At 63.9% G+C, this 18,296-nt stretch carries 14 protein-coding genes; 4 read left to right on the top strand and 10 right to left on the bottom strand.

Annotated features, from left to right (window positions below):
- Nucleotides 1-152: 152 nt before the first annotated feature.
- Both acs and FIV34_RS00065 read left to right on the top strand, forming a co-directional pair.
- On the top strand, nt 153-2,093 hold the full coding sequence (gene acs, locus FIV34_RS00070; RefSeq protein WP_139978438.1) for an acetate--CoA ligase: 1,941 nt from the start codon (nt 153-155) through the stop codon (nt 2,091-2,093).
- Entirely contained in the window at nt 2,090-2,758 is a 669-nt protein-coding gene (locus FIV34_RS00065) for a response regulator transcription factor (protein ID WP_139978436.1), read from the top strand. The genes acs and FIV34_RS00065 overlap by 4 nt, the downstream gene beginning before the upstream one ends.
- Here FIV34_RS00065 and FIV34_RS00060 read toward each other — a convergent pair whose 3' ends face one another.
- Nucleotides 2,759-6,238 carry a hybrid sensor histidine kinase/response regulator gene (locus FIV34_RS00060; protein WP_139978434.1) on the bottom strand — a complete coding sequence of 1,160 codons (3,480 nt, stop codon included), beginning with the start codon at nt 6,236-6,238 and terminating at the stop codon, nt 2,759-2,761.
- Nucleotides 6,239-6,283: 45 nt separating this feature from the next.
- Here FIV34_RS00060 and FIV34_RS00055 point away from each other — a divergent pair, with 45 nt between their 5' ends.
- Together FIV34_RS00055 and FIV34_RS00050 are read left to right on the top strand one after the other, a co-directional pair.
- Nucleotides 6,284-6,907, top strand: coding sequence for a 4'-phosphopantetheinyl transferase family protein (locus FIV34_RS00055; protein ID WP_139978432.1), 624 nt, complete (start codon nt 6,284-6,286; stop codon nt 6,905-6,907).
- Between the two features lie 142 nt (nt 6,908-7,049).
- Nucleotides 7,050-7,793, top strand: a complete 744-nt coding sequence (locus tag FIV34_RS00050) for a pyridoxine 5'-phosphate synthase (RefSeq protein ID WP_139978430.1) — start codon at nt 7,050-7,052, stop codon at nt 7,791-7,793.
- Between the two features lie 54 nt (nt 7,794-7,847).
- Here FIV34_RS00050 and FIV34_RS00045 read toward each other — a convergent pair whose 3' ends face one another.
- The 9 genes from FIV34_RS00045 to dnaA all read right to left on the bottom strand — a co-directional run bounded on the left by FIV34_RS00045 (nt 7,848) and on the right by dnaA (nt 18,296).
- Nucleotides 7,848-8,255 carry an ExbD/TolR family protein gene (locus FIV34_RS00045; protein ID WP_072323403.1) on the bottom strand — a complete coding sequence of 136 codons (408 nt, stop codon included), beginning with the start codon at nt 8,253-8,255 and terminating at the stop codon, nt 7,848-7,850.
- A 5-nt stretch (nt 8,256-8,260) separates the two neighbouring features.
- Complete coding sequence (locus FIV34_RS00040) at nt 8,261-8,674, bottom strand: ExbD/TolR family protein (protein WP_072323402.1); 414 nt, start codon at nt 8,672-8,674, stop codon at nt 8,261-8,263.
- 19 nt (nt 8,675-8,693) lie between these two features.
- The gene (locus FIV34_RS00035) at nt 8,694-9,440 is read right to left on the bottom strand and encodes a MotA/TolQ/ExbB proton channel family protein (RefSeq protein ID WP_139978427.1); all 747 of its coding nucleotides are present in this window, start codon (nt 9,438-9,440) and stop codon (nt 8,694-8,696) included.
- A gap of 54 nt (nt 9,441-9,494) precedes the next feature.
- Complete coding sequence (locus tag FIV34_RS00030) at nt 9,495-10,157, bottom strand: energy transducer TonB (protein WP_139978425.1); 663 nt, start codon at nt 10,155-10,157, stop codon at nt 9,495-9,497.
- A 192-nt stretch (nt 10,158-10,349) separates the two neighbouring features.
- Nucleotides 10,350-11,648 carry a tetratricopeptide repeat protein gene (locus tag FIV34_RS00025; protein ID WP_139978423.1) on the bottom strand — a complete coding sequence of 433 codons (1,299 nt, stop codon included), beginning with the start codon at nt 11,646-11,648 and terminating at the stop codon, nt 10,350-10,352.
- 283 nt (nt 11,649-11,931) lie between these two features.
- Complete coding sequence (gene gyrB, locus FIV34_RS00020; RefSeq protein ID WP_139978421.1) at nt 11,932-14,373, bottom strand: DNA topoisomerase (ATP-hydrolyzing) subunit B; 2,442 nt, start codon at nt 14,371-14,373, stop codon at nt 11,932-11,934.
- A 64-nt stretch (nt 14,374-14,437) separates the two neighbouring features.
- Nucleotides 14,438-15,517: a DNA replication/repair protein RecF gene (gene recF, locus FIV34_RS00015; RefSeq protein WP_139978420.1), complete on the bottom strand. Its 1,080-nt coding sequence runs from the start codon at nt 15,515-15,517 to the stop codon at nt 14,438-14,440.
- 88 nt (nt 15,518-15,605) lie between these two features.
- Entirely contained in the window at nt 15,606-16,706 is a 1,101-nt protein-coding gene (gene dnaN, locus FIV34_RS00010; RefSeq protein ID WP_139978418.1) for a DNA polymerase III subunit beta, read from the bottom strand.
- A gap of 213 nt (nt 16,707-16,919) precedes the next feature.
- Nucleotides 16,920-18,296, bottom strand: a complete 1,377-nt coding sequence (gene dnaA / locus FIV34_RS00005) for a chromosomal replication initiator protein DnaA (RefSeq protein ID WP_139978415.1) — start codon at nt 18,294-18,296, stop codon at nt 16,920-16,922.

The raw sequence follows: 18,296 nt of genomic DNA, 5'->3' as shown, positions 1-18,296 counted from the left end.
GGCAGGCCGAGCATGTGACAGTGCCGGCCCGGCATCCATTCGCCAAAGGTCGAACCTCGACCAAAGTCGTAAGGGCGTCGCATCCGCATGCTGCGCCGCGACGTTACACTCAGGGCCCACGCCCCACGAACCTTTGTGACGCAGGAGCCAGCATGTCCGAGATCCACCCCGTCGACCCCGCCTTCGCCGAAAAGGCGCGTATCCGCAAGGATGACTACCAGCGCATGTACGCGGAGTCGGTCCAGGATCCGGACGGCTTCTGGAAGCGGATGAGCGAGCGGCTGGACTGGATTACCCCGCCCACGAAGATCAAGAACGTCTCGTACGACCCGGCCAACCTGCATATCCGCTGGTATGAGGACGGCCAGCTCAACGTGGCGGCGAACTGCCTCGACCGGCACCTGGCCGAGCGCGGCGACAAGACGGCCATCATCTTCGAGGGCGACGATCCCAACGAGACGCGCACCCTGACGTACCGCCAGCTGTACACCGAGGTATGCCAGTTCGCGAACACGCTGAAGAACCTGGGCGTGGAGAAAGGCGACCGCGTGGTCATCTACCTGCCGATGATCCCGGAAGCGGCCGTGGCCATGCTGGCCTGCGCCCGCATCGGCGCCATCCATTCCGTGGTGTTCGGCGGTTTCTCGCCGGATTCCCTGGCCAGCCGCATCGCCGATTCCAAGGCCAAGCTCATCATCACCGCGGACGAAGGGCTGCGGGGTGGCAAGAAGATCCCGCTGAAGGGCAACGTGGACGAGTCGCTGTCCCGCCCGGGCACCAACAGCGTCGAGACGGTGATCGTCGTGCGCCGCACCGGTGGCGCCATCCACATGCAGTCACCGCGCGACCGCTGGTACCACACGCTGATGGAAGGCCAGTCCACGGCATGCGCGCCCGAGCCGATGAACGCGGAAGACCCGCTGTTCACCCTGTACACCTCGGGCTCCACCGGCCTGCCGAAGGGCGTGCTGCACACCAGCGCGGGTTACCTGGTCTACACCAGCCTGACCCACGAGCTGACCTTCGACCTGCGCGAAGACGATATCTACTGGTGCACGGCCGACGTGGGCTGGATCACCGGGCACAGCTACGTGGTCTACGGTCCGCTGGCCAACGGCGCTACCGTGGTGATGTTCGACGGCGTACCGAACTACCCGGACTTCAGCCGCTTCTGGCAGGTGGTCGACAAGCACAAGGTGACGCTGTTCTATACCGCCCCCACCGCCATCCGCGCACTGATGCGCGAAGGCGATGCGCCGGTAAAGGCCACCTCGCGCAAGAGCCTGCGCATCCTGGGCACGGTCGGTGAGCCGATCAATCCCGAGGCGTGGAACTGGTATTACCGCGTGGTCGGTGAAGAACGCTGCCCGATCGTCGATACCTGGTGGCAGACCGAGACCGGTGGCTTCCTGATCACCCCGCTGCCGGGCGCCATCGACCTGAAACCGGGCTCGGCGACGCTGCCGTTCTTTGGCATCAAGCCGGCCATCGTCGATGCCGAAGGCAAGGTGCAGGAGGGCGCGTGCAGCGGCAACCTGGTGATCACCGATTCCTGGCCGGGCCAGATGCGCACGGTGTATGGCGACCACCAGCGTTTCGTCGATACCTACTTCAAGGCCTACCCGGGCAACTACTTCACCGGCGACGGCGCTCGCCGCGACGAAGACGGTTACTACTGGATCACGGGGCGCGTGGATGACGTGATCAACGTCTCCGGCCATCGCATCGGTACGGCCGAAGTGGAGAGCGCGCTGGTGGCGCATCCGAAGGTGGCCGAGGCCGCCGTTGTGGGCTGCCACCACGACATCAAGGGCCAGGGCATCTATGCCTTCGTCACCCTCAATGCCGGCGAAACGGGCAGCGAGGAGCTGAAGAAGGAGCTGGTGGCGGGCGTGCGCAAGGAGATCGGCGCGATCGCCGCACCGGATCACCTGCAGTGGGCGCCGGGCCTGCCGAAGACACGTTCGGGCAAGATCATGCGCCGCATCCTGCGCAAGATTGCCGAGAACGCCCCCGACCAGCTTGGCGATGTGTCGACGCTGGCCGACCCCGGCGTGGTGAAGAACCTCGTGGAAAAAAGACTGATCAAGTGAGCGACGTCCTGATTGCCGATGACCACCCGCTATTCCGCGACGCCTTGCAGCGCGCGGTGATCGCGGCCCTGCCGGATGCCACCGTGCATACGGCGGATAGCGTGCCGGCATTGTTCGCATTGATTGAAACGCTTCCCGAAGCCGACCTGTTGTTGATGGACCTGCACATGCCGGGCGCGCGCGGTTACTCCGCGCTCGCCCACATTCGTGGCCAGTACCCGGGACTGCCGACCATCGTCGTCTCGGGCCATGAAGAAGCGCAGGTGGCACGGCGCGCGCTGGCCCATGGCGCGTCGGCGTACATTCCGAAATCCGCCGCGGTGGATGACATCGTCGAAGCTGTTCGCACAGTGCTCGACGGCGATGTGTGGCTTCCGCACCAGCTGATGGGAGGCACGGTGGAGCTGAAGCCGGACGAGGCGGATGTGGCCGCGCGCGTCGCCTCGCTGACGCCGCAGCAGTTTCGCGTGCTGACGATGATTGCCGAGGGCCTGCTCAACAAGCAGATCGCTTATGACCTTGGCGTTTCCGAAGCCACGGTGAAAGCGCACATGACGGCGATCATGCGCAAGCTTGGTGTATCGAATCGCACGCAGGTGGCCCTGGCGGCTTCGCACCTGGATGTCGAGAAGGAAGCGATTCCCGGAATCACCGAAGGCCTCTGATCAGGCAGCGTGGGTACCGGTGCGTTTCGCCAGGGCGACGAGCATCGCACGGAGCGCCGCGGGTTTCACCGGCTTGTGCAACAGCGGATAGCCGAGTTCGCGTGCGCGACGTTTTAGCTCCGTGCTGCCGTCAGCCGTCACCATGGCGGCCGGCGGCATCGGTGAGACCTGGTCGCCGATGATCTGCAACGCGCCGAGACCATCCAGCTCATCGGTGAGATGGTAGTCGGCAAGAATCAGGTCGACACGCGTATCGCGCAGGATCACCAGCGCAGCTTCGACGTCGGTCGCCACGCGGCAGTCCACGCCCCAACGGCCGAGCAGGGCTTTCATGCCGTCGAGGATGGCTTCGTCGTTGTCCAGGCATAGGACCGTCAGTGGGAGCTGCTCGCCACCCGGGCGAACCACGGTCGCTGCGCGTTTGCGCGCCGTCGCTTCGGCGCGCGGCACGGCGATGCTGAAGCAGCTGCCGTGGCCGACGCGCGAACGCAGGCCAAGGCGATGGCCAAGGATCCCGGAAAGACGATCGCAGATGGAGAGGCCCAGGCCGAGGCCTTTCTCGCCCCAGGGCGACGGCCGCTCGATTCGCTGGAATTCTCCAAAGATGCGCGCCTGCTGTTCCGTCGCGATGCCGGGCCCGCTGTCCCACACTTCAATACGTACATCGTTGCCATCACGACGCACGCCGAGCACGGCGCCACCAGTGCGTGTGTAGCGCAACGCGTTGGAGAGGAAGTTCGCAACGATCCGTCGAAGTAGCTGCGCATCCGAACGCACCGCGACCGACGTCGATACGACGTGCAGTGTCAGGCCGCGCTGTTCGGCGACAACGGCGAACTGCTGTTTCAGTGAGTCGAACAGGTCGGCCAAGGCGAACGGCGCGATCTCGGGTCGGTAGCTGCCGGCGTCGAGTCGAGACACATCAAGCAAGGCATCGAGAAGATCTTCCGCTGCGCGGAACGACGCATCGATGCGTTCCGCCAGCTGCGTGGCTTCGCCATCGAGGCCCGGGTGTTGTCGAAGCGCGGAAGTGAACAGTCGCGCCGCATTGAGTGGCTGCAACAGATCGTGGCTCGCCGCCGCGAGGAAGCGTGTCTTCGATGCGTTAGCCGCTTCCGCTTCGCGACGTGCAATGGCGGTCGCATCGAGCGCTTCGGAAAGCTCGGCGGTGCGATCGGCGACGCGCTGTTCCAGCGTTTCGTTTGCATCGATCAGTGCGAGTTCGGCGTGCTTGTACGCGGTGACGTCGGTGAACGTGGTGACGAAGCCGCCGCCGGGAAGCGCGCGGCCACGCATTTCAATCACGGTACCGTCAGGCCGTACACGTTGGAACAGATGCGGCGAGCCGGCGCGCATGTAGCGGATGCGCTTGCCCACATGCTCGTCGACTTCACCCGGTCCGCACTCGCCATGCTCCGCATTCCAGCGAATGAGATCCGCGACGGGGAGGCCGACGTACACCATGCCCTCGGGGTAATCGAACAGCTCGAGATAACGGCGGTTCCATGCCACCAGTCGCATGTCGCCATCGACCACGCTGATGCCTTGCGACACGTTTTCGAGCGTCGTCGACAACAGCTCGCGGTTGAAGCGCAGCTCCTGCGACGCTTCATCCATCAGCGCCATCGCTTCGGCGATATCCAGGCCCGTGCCACTGAGCGCACCCATGAGGATGCGGCGCGCGCTGGCGGCACCGACCGCGCTGGCGAGAAGGCGTTCGGTGAACTGGATCAGCGGGCGATCCGCGGAGTCGGTGGGGGAGAGCGTCACGCCGTGGCGCTGGCCGTATTCATGGAAGGCGCGCTGGGTGACGCGGTCGCCGACGATGCGACCGGCGATCGTGCCGAGGTCGCGCACCGTCACGCGCCCGCGCCAGTCACCGGCGCCGCTGACACGACGCACGAACGGATCGACAAAGAGCGCCGCATGCAGGCGCTCGGCGACGCTTGGGCGGAAGCGCAGCGAGATAAAAATCAGGCAGGTAATGTTGACCAGCAGGGACCAGAAGGTGCCGTGGGTTACCGGCTCCCAGCCGCTCAAATGGAACAGCTCGTTGGGCTTCAGCCATCCGAAGCCGAACGGGCCGCGGTCCATCCATCCGCTGGCAATCCAGCCGGCGCGCGTCATTGCGGGGAAGAGCAGCGTGTATGCCCACGTGGCAAAACCGGCGATCAGGCCCACGTATACACCGACGCGGCTCGCACCTCGCCAGTACAGCGCCGAGACGATGGCGGGCGCGAACTGGGCGACGGCAGCGAACGAGAGCAGGCCGGTGGCGGCGAGATTCTCCGCGCCGGCGATCACGCGGTAATACATGTACGCCATGGCGGCGAGGCCGACGATGGCGATGCGGCGGATGGCGAGCACGAGGTGCGAGACGTCGCCGCGCTGCTCCAGGCCGAGGCGCGGGATTCGCAGTAGCGCAGGCATCACCAGGTCGTTGCTGATCATCGTCGCGAGCGCGACGGCGGCGACGATGACCATGCCCGTTGCGGCGGAGAAGCCGCCGATGAACGCGATCAGCGCCATCGAATGGTTGCCCAGCGCGATGGGCAGGTTGAGCACCCAGGCATCGACGTGGCCGCTGGTCACGGAGGGCAGGCCGAGGCCGGCACTCACGATGGGCAGCACGCCAAGCGAGATGAGCACCATGTACAGGGGGAACATCCAGCGCGCGCGGCGCAGGTCACGCGGGTCTTCGCATTCGACGACGCCGACCTGGAACTGGCGTGGCAGGCAGAACATCGCGCAGAAGGCGAGGAGGGTTTGCGCGACGAAGCCCGGTGGCAGCGTGCCTTGTTCGACCTGGAGCACGGGCGCGCGGACGGTCTCGACGAGGCCAGGTCCGTGCAACCACGCGTAGAACGCGATGCCGAGGAAGGCGAGCAGTTTCACCAGCGACTCCACGGCGACCGCGAGCATCATGCCGTGGTGGTGTTCGGTGGCGTCGATGTTGCGCGTGCCGAACAGGATGGCAAAGACGGCGAGGAGGGCGGCGCACCACAACGCCGTATCGCCGAACCACCAGCTGGATCCGCCGCCGAGCACGCTGAAGGACATCGCCACGGCTTTGAATTGCAGGGCGATGTACGGAATGATCGCGAACACCGCGATGATCGCGACCAGGGCAGCGAGCCCGTGCGATTTACCGAAGCGCGCGGCGATGAAGTCGGCGATGGAGGTGATGTTGCGCTCGCGCGCCACCAGCACCAGGCGCTCAAGCAGGCCGAAGCCGAACACGAACAGCAGCAGTGGGCCGAGATAGATCGGCAGGTAGGAAAGCCCCGAGCGCGCCGCGGTACCCACCGCGCCGTAGAACGTCCACGACGAGCAGTAAACCGCGAGCGCAAGGCTGTACACCAGCGGGCGCAGGCGCGGCTGGCGTGGGTAGAGTGGGCGGCGGTCGCCAAGGTACGCGATCCCAAACAACAGGCCGACGTACAGCAAGGCCACCAGCAGCAAGAGCCAGCCTGCAATCACGTGTGGGGGTCCCTGTCCGGCACGGGCTCAGGCTAGCATGGGGGAATGCCCTTCGACGTTCCCAACCTTCCCTCCGCCGAGATCCACGTCTGGCGTTTGCCGTGGTCCACCGATGCCGCGGAGGCCGCGCCATTCCGCACGCTGCTGGCCGCCTATGCCGGACCAGGCGCCCCCGAGGTGGCTCGGGGCGAGCACGGCAAGCCGCACTTCCCGGGCGACGCCGGCATGCTCGGTTTCAGCTGGTCGCACAGCCAGGACACCGCGCTGTTCGCCATCGGCCGTGGGCCGGTCGGCTTCGAAGTGGGCGTGGACGTGGAGCGGATCCGGCCGCGGGCACGGGCGCTCGAACTCGCCCGGCGGTTCTTCGCGCCGGCTGAGACGACGTGGCTCGAAGGGCTGCCGGAGGAGCAGGTGCTGGGCGGGTTCCTCGGCTTATGGACGGCCAAGGAGGCCGTACTCAAGGCACACGGCGGTGGGCTGTCATATGGCCTGCATCGCGTGGCCTTTGCGGCGGATGGCTACGACCTGTCTCCCGGCGTTTTCGACGGCGACGTGGGCCCGGCCGAGGCGTGGCAGGTGGCCCCGGTGACACTCGGCGAGAACCTCGTTGGGTCCGTCGCGTGGCGCGGTGAGCCGCGCTCGGTTCGCGTCTTCACATTTCCGGTTTGAACCTTTCCGCATTGGCGTGTGTCTTAGTTGGCGTGTGTGTGTGAGCCGTGGAGTGCGCCACAGGGACGTGGCGAGTTATGCTGAGACGACAGTCATTGCGCACGTCGCGCTTGGCGACGTGCGTTTTTTTTTTGGACCGTCGATGACCCTCCTCAGCGTTAACCTGAACAAGATCGCCGTGCTGCGTAATTCCCGTGGCGGCAACGAACCGGACATCGCCACCGCGGCGAATACCTGCATCGATGCGGGCTGCGGCGGCCTCACCGTCCACCCCCGTCCCGATATGCGCCATGTCACCCCGGCCGACGTTCGCACGTTGGCGGGTTTGCTGCGTGGGCGCGTGGAATACAACATCGAAGGCAACCCCTTCGCCGGCGCCCGCGGTGCCTACCCGGGCCTGATCGAGCTGTGCCGCGAAGTGCGCCCGACCCAGGTGACCCTAGTACCGGACGGCGATGGCCAGATCACCTCGGACCATGGTTTCGACCTGACGAAGGACATCGAAACGCTGAAGCCGGTGGTGGCCGCGTTCCGCGAAATCGGTTGCCGCGTGAGTGTGTTTGTCGACGCCGGCGGTGAAGGTTTCGCCGACGCCGTGGCGATCGGCGTGCAGCGCATCGAGCTTTACACCGGCCCGTATGCGGAGGCCTTCCACCAGGGCGATGCACGCAAGGAGCTGGCGAGTTTCGCCGAGACGGCTCGTCGTGCGCAGCAGGCCGGGCTTGCCGTGAATGCGGGCCATGACCTGAGCCAGGCGAACCTGGGTACGTTCAAGTCGGCGATCCCGGGGCTGGCCGAAGTCTCGATCGGGCATGCGCTGATCGGGGAAGCCCTTTACCAGGGCCTGGCGAACACGGTTCGCTCTTACATCGACATTCTTTCCTAAAAAAAAACCCCGCCGTGAGGCGGGGTTTTTGGTTTTACCGGACAGACCAGATCGTTATTGAGCGTTTACGAAGCCGATCTTGGTCAGGCCCTGGCCCTTAGCGTCGGAAAGCACGCGAGCCACGACCTCGTACTGAACCGCATCATCCGCGTCGATCTGCAGTTCCGGCTGGTTCGACTGCTGGGCGATCACCGCGATCTGGGCGCGCAGGCCCAGTTCGTCAACCGGCGTATCGTTCCAGTACAGCGAGCCATCCTGGCGGATCTGCAGCCGGACGGGATCCGGCGGATTTTCTGGATTGACGATGTTCGGATTCGGCTGCGGCAGATCGATTTTGATCTTATGCGACAGCATCGGAGCCGTGATCATGAAGATGATCAGGAGCACCAGCATCACGTCGACGAGCGGCGTGACGTTGATGTCCGACATCGGGCCACCGGAATTACCTGAGCTGAATGCCATCGTCCTTACTCCTTACCAGTCGACATGAAGCCGACGTGGACCATGCCGGCGTCCTTGGCATCACCAAGGATCTTCTTCACCACCTTGTACTCGGTGGTGCGATCGGCACGGATCTGGAGTTCCGGCTGCGGCGACTTAGCCGCCGCAACCGCAAACTGGGCCTTCAGTTCAGCCTCGCTGACTTCGCCGTCATTGAGGAAGTACGTACCGTCCGGCTTGACCGCGAGATCCATCGGCTCCACCGGGGTGTCATCCTTAACGTTCGGATTAGCCTTCGGCAGATCGATCTGGACCTTATGGGACATCAGCGGTGCCGTGATCATGAAGATGATCAGCAGAACCAGCATCACGTCGACGAGCGGCGTGACGTTGATTTCTGACATCGGCCCACCGGAGTTGCCCCCGCTGCTCATAGCCATGGGTCAATTCCTCTAGCGATTACTTCGTGCCTTCGACACGGGCGCCGGTGGCGAAGAAGTCGTGCAGGTCATGCGCGAATTCGTCGAACTGGGCGTAGGTCAGGCGGTTCGAGCGCATGAAGAAGTTGTACGCAAGCACGGCCGGGATAGCGGTGAACAGACCGAACGCGGTCATGATCAGAGCTTCACCCACCGGGCCAGCGACCTTATCCATCGAAGCCGAACCCGAAGCTGCGATACCGATCAGGGCGTGGTAGATGCCCCACACGGTACCAAGCAGACCGATGAACGGTGCCGACGAACCGACTGTGGCGAGCAGGGTCAGGCCGCCTTCCAGACGCAGGCTCTCGCGAGCCACGGCCTGGCGGAGGGCGCGGTCGATGAATTCCGAACGCGACAGCGATTCGGCGAGACGACCACCAGCAGCCTGCTGGTGATGCGCAACGGCCGAGGCGGCGTCGAGCGCGATCTTCGAGAACGGTTCGCCCTTCGGCTGCTCTTCGAGCATGCGGATGGCTTCCTGGGTCGACGCCGTGTTCCAGAAGCCCTGGATCACCTTGTCGGCGCGCGAACGCACCAGGCTGTTACGGATGAAGTTGGCAACGATGAAGTACCACGAGAGCACGGACATCGCGACCAGCACCACGAACACAATCCAACCAAGAGCGTCGAAGTTGTGAATGAGGTGGTCGAAGCCCATCTGCTTGAGGGCGTCGGCATTGGAGTTACCTGGCGAAGCAGGCTGAGCGGAGGTGTCTTGCAACATAACGCTACCCTTGGGAAGTCAAGCGTGAACTTAAAAGTTATAAGCCGTGGGGGCTTACAGCTGGTTTAGGTTGAACGTAACGGGGACACGTGCATAGCCTTCGACGGCCTGACCGCCTCGCTTGCCCGGGTTGAATCGCCAGTTCCTGGCCGCATCCTGCGCTGCCTTGTCCAGTTCGCGGAAACCGCTCGACTGGTCGATCTGGATGTCTTTGGGCGTACCGTCGACAGCCACGAGGACCAGAAGTACCACCGTACCTTCATGCCGCTGGCGAACCGCCTGCGGCGGATACTTTGGCGGGTTGCGCTGACGGTACGACAGATTTTCGCTCGGCGCGATGTCCGCAGGCGGTGCAGGCGGCGCGGGAGGCGCCGGCGGCGGTGCCGGTTGGGCATTCGTGCTCGCCTCTTCAACAGCCGGCGGCGGCGGAGCCGGCGGCGGCGGTGTCGGTGGCGGCTTCACCTGCTGAATGATTTTCGGCGGCGGTTGCTTTGGGGGCTCCGGCGGCGGCGGCGGGGGAGGCGGGGGCGGCGGCGGCGGTTCGATAAAATCGACCTGCACGACCTTCTCTTTCTGCTTCTCCTGGGACTTCGGCGGCGCCATAGGCGCGACGAGCAACAGGAATGCGAACGAGTGCAGCGCAATGGCAACGGCCAAAGCACTGGTGCGCCCCCAACTGAACGGCGCTTGGCCGGTTGATTCGTTACTTGAGGCCATCAGTCACTATCAAGAGCTAATCAAGCGGAAGTGAGCCCGCTGCTTTCCGGCGTTGGGCAACTCACATGCCCTGAACGCTGGTTTTTGCAAGCGGAAAATATGCAAGTTACACCAGCATATGGCGTTTGTATAGCGCCTGAAGGGAAGATTTATGACGATCCATAAATCCCCCTTCCGGCACTTTACAAGGCCTTACTGGTTACCTGCGTTTTTCAACCAGGCGTTAGCCTTGGCAGACGTTTCAGGGTCCTGCGCCGCGAGCTTCATGTCCGCGATAGCACCCTGCTTGTTCTTCTGACCACGCTTGGCTTCCGCGCGCACCATATAGGCCTGGCCCTTATGCTGCACGCCCTTGCTGATGGCGTCCGTCGCCAGCTTTTCAGCGGCGGCGTATTTGTTTTCCTGGAGCTGCACGCGAGCGGCCTTGAGCGCCGGCTCGCCATTGGTGGCGATAGCCGCGGCCTTGCCGTACGCATCGGCCGCAGCGGCCATGTTGTCCGACGTGATCGCCGCGTCGCCCATGAGCGAGTAGGTTTCCGCGGTGGGCTTGACCACGCCCTTGGCGATGCCGTCCTGAAGGACCGCGGCAGCCTTGCCCGCGTTCTCCTTCTGGCGGCTGTCGTTTTCCTGGCCGTCGATCAGGTAGACCTTGGCGAGGTTCACGTAGAGCTTCTCGTCGTGGAACGCGCCGGCGGCACGGCCCTTCTCGAGCAGCGCGATGGCTTCCGGATACTTCTTCGCCTGGATCAGCGAGGAAGCAGCGTTCTGCATCGCGGTCGGGTCGTTCGGGTTCTTCGCGAGCTCAGCCGAAGCGAGTTCAGCGGCCTTGTCGCCCTGGCCGGTTTCGGCATAGCTGGCGGCGAGGATCTGGTCCCACGAACCCTGCGGCTTCGCGTCCGGCATCGACTTCGCCTTGTTGATGGCGGCGATCGCTTCCGGGTACTTCTCGAGGCGGTAATCGATATTGCCTTCGAGGCCGTAGGAGTCGGCGGTTTCCTTCTTGCCTTCGCTGCGCCATTCCTGCAGCGACTGCAGCGCCGGAGCGTACTGCTCGTCGGCAACGAGGAACTGCGTGTACATGTACTTCAGCTGGAAGTAGGTGTCGTTCGGCATGACGCCGATATCGAGCGCCTGCTTGAGCTGGGCAATGGCGCCCTTAACGTCGCCACTGTTGTACTTGATGTTGGCAAGGCCCTGCAGTGCGAGCGCCTGGGCGTACTTGCTGCTCGTGCCCGAACCATCGGCCAGCGGCGTCAGCAGCTGGACCGCCTTGTCGTTGTCGCCATTGTTGGCGGCATCGAGGCCTTCGTTGATGGCCTTCTGGTCCTTTTCCGATTTCAGGTCGAGCTTGGGTTCCGCGCGAGTGGCGTTCGGATACAACACTTCCTTCTTGGTGTCAGCCTGCTTGTCTTTCGCAACGACAGCGGCGCTGGTGAGAGAAAGTGCGATCGCGGTTGCGAGCGCCATCTTGTTGAAGAAACCCTGTTTCATTGACTGACCTCGGTTTAAGGAGTCGTCGCACGCGGAGTGCTCCGGGGGACTACAGAGGTTACCCTGTTTTTATTCCTAAGAACAAGTCGCAGCGCCACAAAAAAAAATAATCAAAACAATGACTTGTTAGAAGAATGTTTGTACTGACCGATTTAGGGTGATTTTTGGCCCTTGAAATCGGCGTTTCGATCCACCCTACGCGTCCGCACGTGGAGCTTACGAAAACGCCCGGCGATCTTGCGATGGCCGGGCGTTCCGTAGTTTCTGCAGACGAGGGAAATCGTCAGATATCGAGGTTGGCAACCTTCAGCGCGTTCGATTCGATGAAGTCGCGACGCGGCTCGACGGCCTCGCCCATCAGCATCGAGAACATCTGGTCCGCGGCCACCGCGTCTTCGATGCCCACCTGCAGCATGCGCCGGGTTTCCGGATTCACCGTGGTCTCCCACAGCTGCTCCGGATTCATTTCACCCAGGCCCTTGAAGCGCTGGATGGTACGGCCCTTCTTCGCTTCGTCGAGCAGCCAGCCGCGCACGTCCGCGAAGCTGAGCACGCCGCGCGAGCCGTTGCCACGGCGAACGACGGCGCCCGGCTTGAGGCTGAGCTCGGCGAGCTGGCTCGCAATGGAGCCGATGGCGCGGAAGTCGCCGCCATTGAAGAACGCCTGGGTCATGATCCAGGTATGGCTGAGGCCGTGCTGCATGCGCTCGACTTCCACCGCCGCACCCTGCTCGTTGAGTGCCGGGCGGAAACGCAGGGCGTACGTGGGCTTGCCCAGGCCGCTCGCGCTGAGACGCTTGGCGATGCCGTCCAGCCAGGTCTGCATGGTGGCGGCGTCGTTCCAGGCGGCTTCCTGCAGCGGCGCGTGCTCGATCATCGCGGTGAGTGCCGCGGTATCGAAGCGATGCGACAGGCGCGCGATCTGGTCGAGGGCGGCCTGGTAATCGCGCAGCAGCTTCTCGAGCGTTTCGCCGCCGATGCCCGGCGCGCCCTCTTCCGGCTCCAGCGACGCGTTGTCGACGGCGCTCGAAATCAGGAACTCGTTGAGGACGTTGTCGTCCTTGATGTAGAGCTCCTGCTTGCCCTGCTTCACCTTGTACAGCGGCGGCAGGCCGATGTAGACGTGGCCGCGCTCGATCAGCTCCGGCATCTGCCGGTAGAAGAACGTGAGCAGCAGCGTGCGGATGTGGGATCCGTCCACGTCCGCATCGGTCATGATGATGATGCGGTGGTAGCGCAGCTTGTCCGGGTTGTACTCGTCCTTGCCGATACCCGTGCCCAGCGCGGTGATCAGCGTGCCGACTTCGGCCGAGGAGATCATCTTGTCGAAGCGAGCTTTTTCGACGTTGAGGATCTTGCCCTTCAGCGGCAGCACGGCCTGGGTACGGCGATTGCGGCCCTGCTTGGCGGAACCGCCTGCGGAGTCACCCTCGACCAGGAACAGTTCGGACAGCGCGGGATCCTTCTCCTGGCAGTCGGCCAGCTTGCCCGGCAGGCCGGCGATATCCAGCGCGCCCTTGCGGCGGGTCATCTCGCGGGCCTTGCGGGCAGCCTCGCGGGCGCGAGCCGCGTCGACGGCCTTCGAAGCGATGGCCTTGGCTTCGGCGGGATTCTCGAGCAGGAACTCGGCGAGCTTGTCGTTGACGACCTGCTCCACCGCGGTCTTCACCTCGCTGGAGACGAGCTTGTCCTTGGTCTGCGAGGAGAACTTCGGATCCGGCACCTTCACCGAGAGGACGGCAATCACGCCTTCGCGCATGTCGTCGCCGGACAGCGCGACCTTGGCGTTCTTGGCGATGCCTTCTTTTTCGATGTAGTTCTGCAGGGTACGGGTGAGCGCCGCACGGAAGCCCGTGAGGTGGGTACCGCCGTCACGCTGCGGGATGTTGTTGGTGAAGCAGAACATCGTTTCCTGGTAGGCGTCCGTCCACTGCATGGCCAGCTCGACGGTGATGCCCTCGGAGAACGAGCTGAAGCTGATGACCGTGGGATGCAGGGCCGTCTTCAGCTGCGCCAGATGCTGGACGAAGGACTTGATGCCGCCCTCGTACGCAAAGATGTCCTTGCGGTCGTGGCGCTCGTCCACCAGCTCGATGGTGACGCCCGAGTTCAGGAACGCCAGCTCGCGCAGACGCTTGGCGAGGATGTCGTAGTGGAACTCGGTGTTGTTGGTGAAGGTGAGCTTGCTGGGCAGGAAGCGAACCATGGTGCCGCGGCGCGAGGTATCGCGGGTGGGCGCAATCGGCGCCACGGGCTCGCCGTGGGCGTACTGCTGGTTCCATTCCTTGCCGTCGCGCCAGATGGTCAGCCAGAGCTTCTCGCTGAGGGCGTTGACCACGGAGACGCCGACGCCGTGGAGGCCGCCGGAGACTTTGTACGAGTTGGCGTCGAACTTGCCGCCCGCGTGGAGCACCGTCATCACGACTTCCGCCGTGGACCTGCCCTCTTCCGGGTGGGTATCGACCGGGATGCCGCGGCCGTTGTCGGACACGCTGACCGTCTCGTCCTGGTGGATGGTGACCGTGACGTAGTCGCAGTATCCCGCCAGGGCTTCGTCGATGGCGTTATCGACCACCTCGAACACCATGTGGTGCAGGCCGGTACCGTCGTCGGTATCGCCGATGTACATGCCGGGGCGCTTGCGCACAGCTTCCAGGCCCTTTAGGACCTTGATGCTGCCGGAGTCGTAAGCGTTCGTGTTCGTCGGATCGAGAGGTTCGTTCATGCGAGGCCTGGTGATGACGCGGTAGCCCCGGTGCGCGAGACGCAGCGCCGGGCCAGTCGGTCGATTATAGCAAAGCCGTGACGACACCCTGTTCCACGTGGAACACATCGACGGATTGGCCTGAAAGGGCGTGCGGAACCTCGGTGCCGGTCACCAGCACCTGTACGTCGCGGCCCATGAGCTGGGCGACTACCCACTCTTGATGGGTACGATCGAGCTCCGAAGCAAGGTCATCCAGGCACACCACGGGCCATTCGCCACACATCTCGGCGTGGAGCGACGCCTGGCCAAGCAGGCAGGCCAGGGCGCATAGCTTTTCCTGGCCGCGGGACAGGTGCTCACGGAGGGGGGCGTGCTCGAAGGCGATGGTGAAGTCCGCCCGATGGGGCCCCGCCGTGGTGTGGCCCCGGCCCAGGTCGCGGCCGCGGCGCTCCAGCAGGGTGTCTGCGAGCGAACTCGCCTCATCCCAGCCCTGCTTGTAGCGCAGGGTGAACTCACCCAGCTCGGGCAGGACGTTCCCCATGAATCCCTGGATATGCGGCAGCAGGCGCTCGACGTAGCCCACGCGGAAGGCCGACAGGGCCTCACCCGTGCTTGCCAGTTCGGATTCCCAGGGTTCCATGAGACTTGGATCCAGCGGCGGCCCGGCACGAAGCAAGGCGTTGCGTTGCTTGAGAGCCCGCTGATATCGCCGCCACTGATTCACGAACGCATGTTCCACGTGGAACAAACCCCAATCGAGGAACCGACGGCGCTCGTCGGAGGGGCCAGCAATCAGATCGTGTGAGCCCGGCTCGAAGCAGACGACGGCGCATTCCTGCACCAGCCCGCCCAGGGAGACGGCATCGCCATCCACCCTCGCCTGCCAGCGCCCGCTCTCCCTGCCCAGGCCGAGCCGCCTCGTACGCCCTTCCGCTGAACGTACCTCGGCGAAGACCGAAAGCGTGGCTGCGCCGCGCTTCAGCAGGACATCCCGCGAACCCGCTCGAAACGATCGACCGTGTGAGAGCAGATAGGCGGCCTCGAGGATGCTCGTCTTTCCTGCCCCGTTCGCGCCGGTGAAAACGCTGATGCCAGGGGCAGGCGTGATCGAAACGCCCTCAAGGCAGCGCAGACCGGCGATTCGCAGTGACTCGAACTTCATTCCGCGCCTTTACCCATGCCAAAACGAGCGACGCCGGGGTGTCGAAGACATCCCCGGCGTCGTGGCCGAACTTTACCTTGTCGTGCTGTCAGAGGCGAAGCGGCATCACCACGTGGCGAGCTTCATCGTTGCCCTCTTCCTGCAGCAGGCAGCTGGACTGGGCGTCACGCAGGTTCAGGCGAACCTTCTCGCCGCGAAGCGCGCCCAGGGCATCCAGCAGGTAACCCACGTTGAAACCCACGGCCAGGTCGCTGACGGCCGTATCGGCTTCGACTTCTTCCTGGGCTTCTTCCTGCTCGGGGTTGTGCGCCACGATCTTGATGTGGCCCGGCTGGAGTTCCAGCTTCACGCCGCGGTACTTCTCGTTCGAGAGGATCGCAGCGCGCTGCAGGGCGCTACGCAGCACGTCGCGCTCGATCGTGGCGCTCTTGTCGGCGCCGAGCGGGATGACTGCCTCGTAGTCCGGGAAGCGGCCGTCGATCAGCTTCGAGGTGAACGTGACACCGCCCCGGCGAACGCGCAGGTGGTTGCAACCAAACTCGAGCTCTACCGTACCCTCGCCCGCTTCGAACAGGCCGATCAGCTCATTCACGCCCTTGCGGGGAATGATGATCTGGCGGCGAGCCGACACGGAGCTTTCCAGCTTCGTTTCCTTGAGCGCCAGGCGATGGCCATCGGTGGCCACGCAGCGCAGCGTGTGCTCCTGCAGATCGAGCAGCATGCCGTTTAAGTAGTAACGGACGTCCTGGTTCGCCATGGCGAACGCGGTGCGCTCCATCAGGTCGCGCAGGACTTCCTCGGGCAGCGTCACCCGCTCGACCAGCTCGATTTCGTCGACGGTCGGGAATTCCGATGCCGGCAGCGTAGCCAGCGTGAAGCGGCTGCGGCCGGCGTTGAGCGCGATGCGGTCGCTGTTGAGCTTGATGTCGATCTTCGCACCGTCCGGCAGGGCGCGAACGATGTCGAACAGCTTGCGGGCTGGAATTGTGATCTCGCCTTCCTGCACGCCATCAGCGGCCGTGGTGGCCACCATCTCGACTTCAAGGTCGGTACCGGTGAAGGAGACCTCGCTACCGGAGGCGCGAACCAGGAGGTTGGCGAGGACCGGCAGGGTCTGGCGACGCTCGACGACGCCCACGACTTGCTGCAGGGGTTTGAGCAGTACTTCCCTCTGGATGCTGAATTGCATGCGTCCCCTACTCCTGCTTTTAAGTTTTTAAAGATTTATTAGTGGTTGTTGTTAGGCCGGTGGATATCTTGAGAAGTCTGATTTCGCATTAGTAATCAGTACTTTACGTTTTGATATCACTTACCAATCAACGACGGTTTCGTGTGGGTCATCTGTGGATAACTCTAAGGCCTGAAACCGTCCTCAGGTTGCCCACCTATTATCCACAGGTTCTCAGCCAGTCAAGATACGAATCAGCTGTTCCCAGTCCTGGCGCATGCGCACGTCTTTCTCGCAAAAACCGCGGATGGTCCGGCAGGCGTGGAGCACCGTCGTGTGGTCGCGGCCGCCAAACGCCTCTCCAATCTCCGGCAGGCTGTGCTCGGTGAGTTCCTTGGACAGGGCCATGGCCACCTGTCGCGGGCGCGCCAGGGAGCGCACACGGCGCTTGGAGAGCAGGTCGGACAGGCGGACCTGGTAGTAGTCGGCCACCTGCTTCTGGATGTTCGGCACCGTGACGGCCTGCGCATGGGTATTGAGCAGGTCGCGCAGGGTCTCTTCCGCGAAGTCGGTGGTGATGGAGCGGCGATAGAAGTTCGCACGCGCCGCCAGCGTGTTGAGCGCGCCCTCGAGGTCGCGCACGTTCGAGCGGATGCGGCGGGCGAGCAGCATCGCCACGTCCTCCGACAGCGCCATGTCCTTGTCAGCGGCCTTCGACAGAAGGATGGCTGCACGCGTCTCGAAGTCCGGCGGCTCGATCGCCACCGACAGACCCCAGCCCAGGCGCGACTTCAATCGCGGCTCGAGCTTGTCCAGCTCCTTGGGATAGCGGTCACAGGTGAGGATGATCTGCTGCTTCGCTTCGAACAACGCATTGAAGGTGTGGAAGAACTCTTCCTGCGTGGTGTCCTTGCCGGCGAAGAACTGGATATCGTCGATCAGCAGCGCATCCACCGAACGGAAGCGGCGCTTGAAGTCGTCCATGTTCTTCTGCTGCAGCGCTTTCACCATGCCGCTGACGAACTGCTCCGAGCGCAGGTAAAGCACCTTCGCATCAGGATTGTTCTGCAGCAGCAGGTTGCCGGCGGCATGCATAAGATGCGTTTTACCCAGGCCCGTGCCGCCATAGAGAAGAAGCGGGTTGTAGGCGCGGCCGGGATTCATCGCCACCTGCATGGCGGCGGCCTTGCCGAGCTGGTTGGACTTGCCTTCCACGAACGTCTCGAACGTGTAGTGCGGATCCAGGTTGTGCTGGTGCGGCGGTTCCGGTGCGGCGTCGGCAGGACGCGAGGCCTGGCCAGCGGACGATGCCGCAGGCGCGGGCATGCTTGCCGCCACGGACGAGGCCGGTCGGGCCGGTGCCGGGCGACCACCATGCGAACCCACTTCCAGGCGCACGGGCAGGGGGTGGCCCGCCAGGTGCGTGATGATGGTTTCGATCTTGCCCAGGAACTGGCTGCGCACTGCTTCGAGCGAGTACGGGTTGGGCGCGTACAGGTACAGGCCGGTGCCGTCCTCCCTCGCCTGCAAGGGCATGAGCCAGGTATGGACGTCTTCAGGGCTCAATTCGCCATCAAGACGCTCGAGACAGCGCCTCCACAGATCACTCAT

The organism is Luteibacter pinisoli (assembly GCF_006385595.1).
In the GTDB taxonomy this organism is placed as follows: domain Bacteria; phylum Pseudomonadota; class Gammaproteobacteria; order Xanthomonadales; family Rhodanobacteraceae; genus Luteibacter; species Luteibacter pinisoli.
The sequence above is the reverse complement of the archived record's forward strand: the minus strand, read 5'-3'. Positions and strand labels throughout refer to the sequence as shown.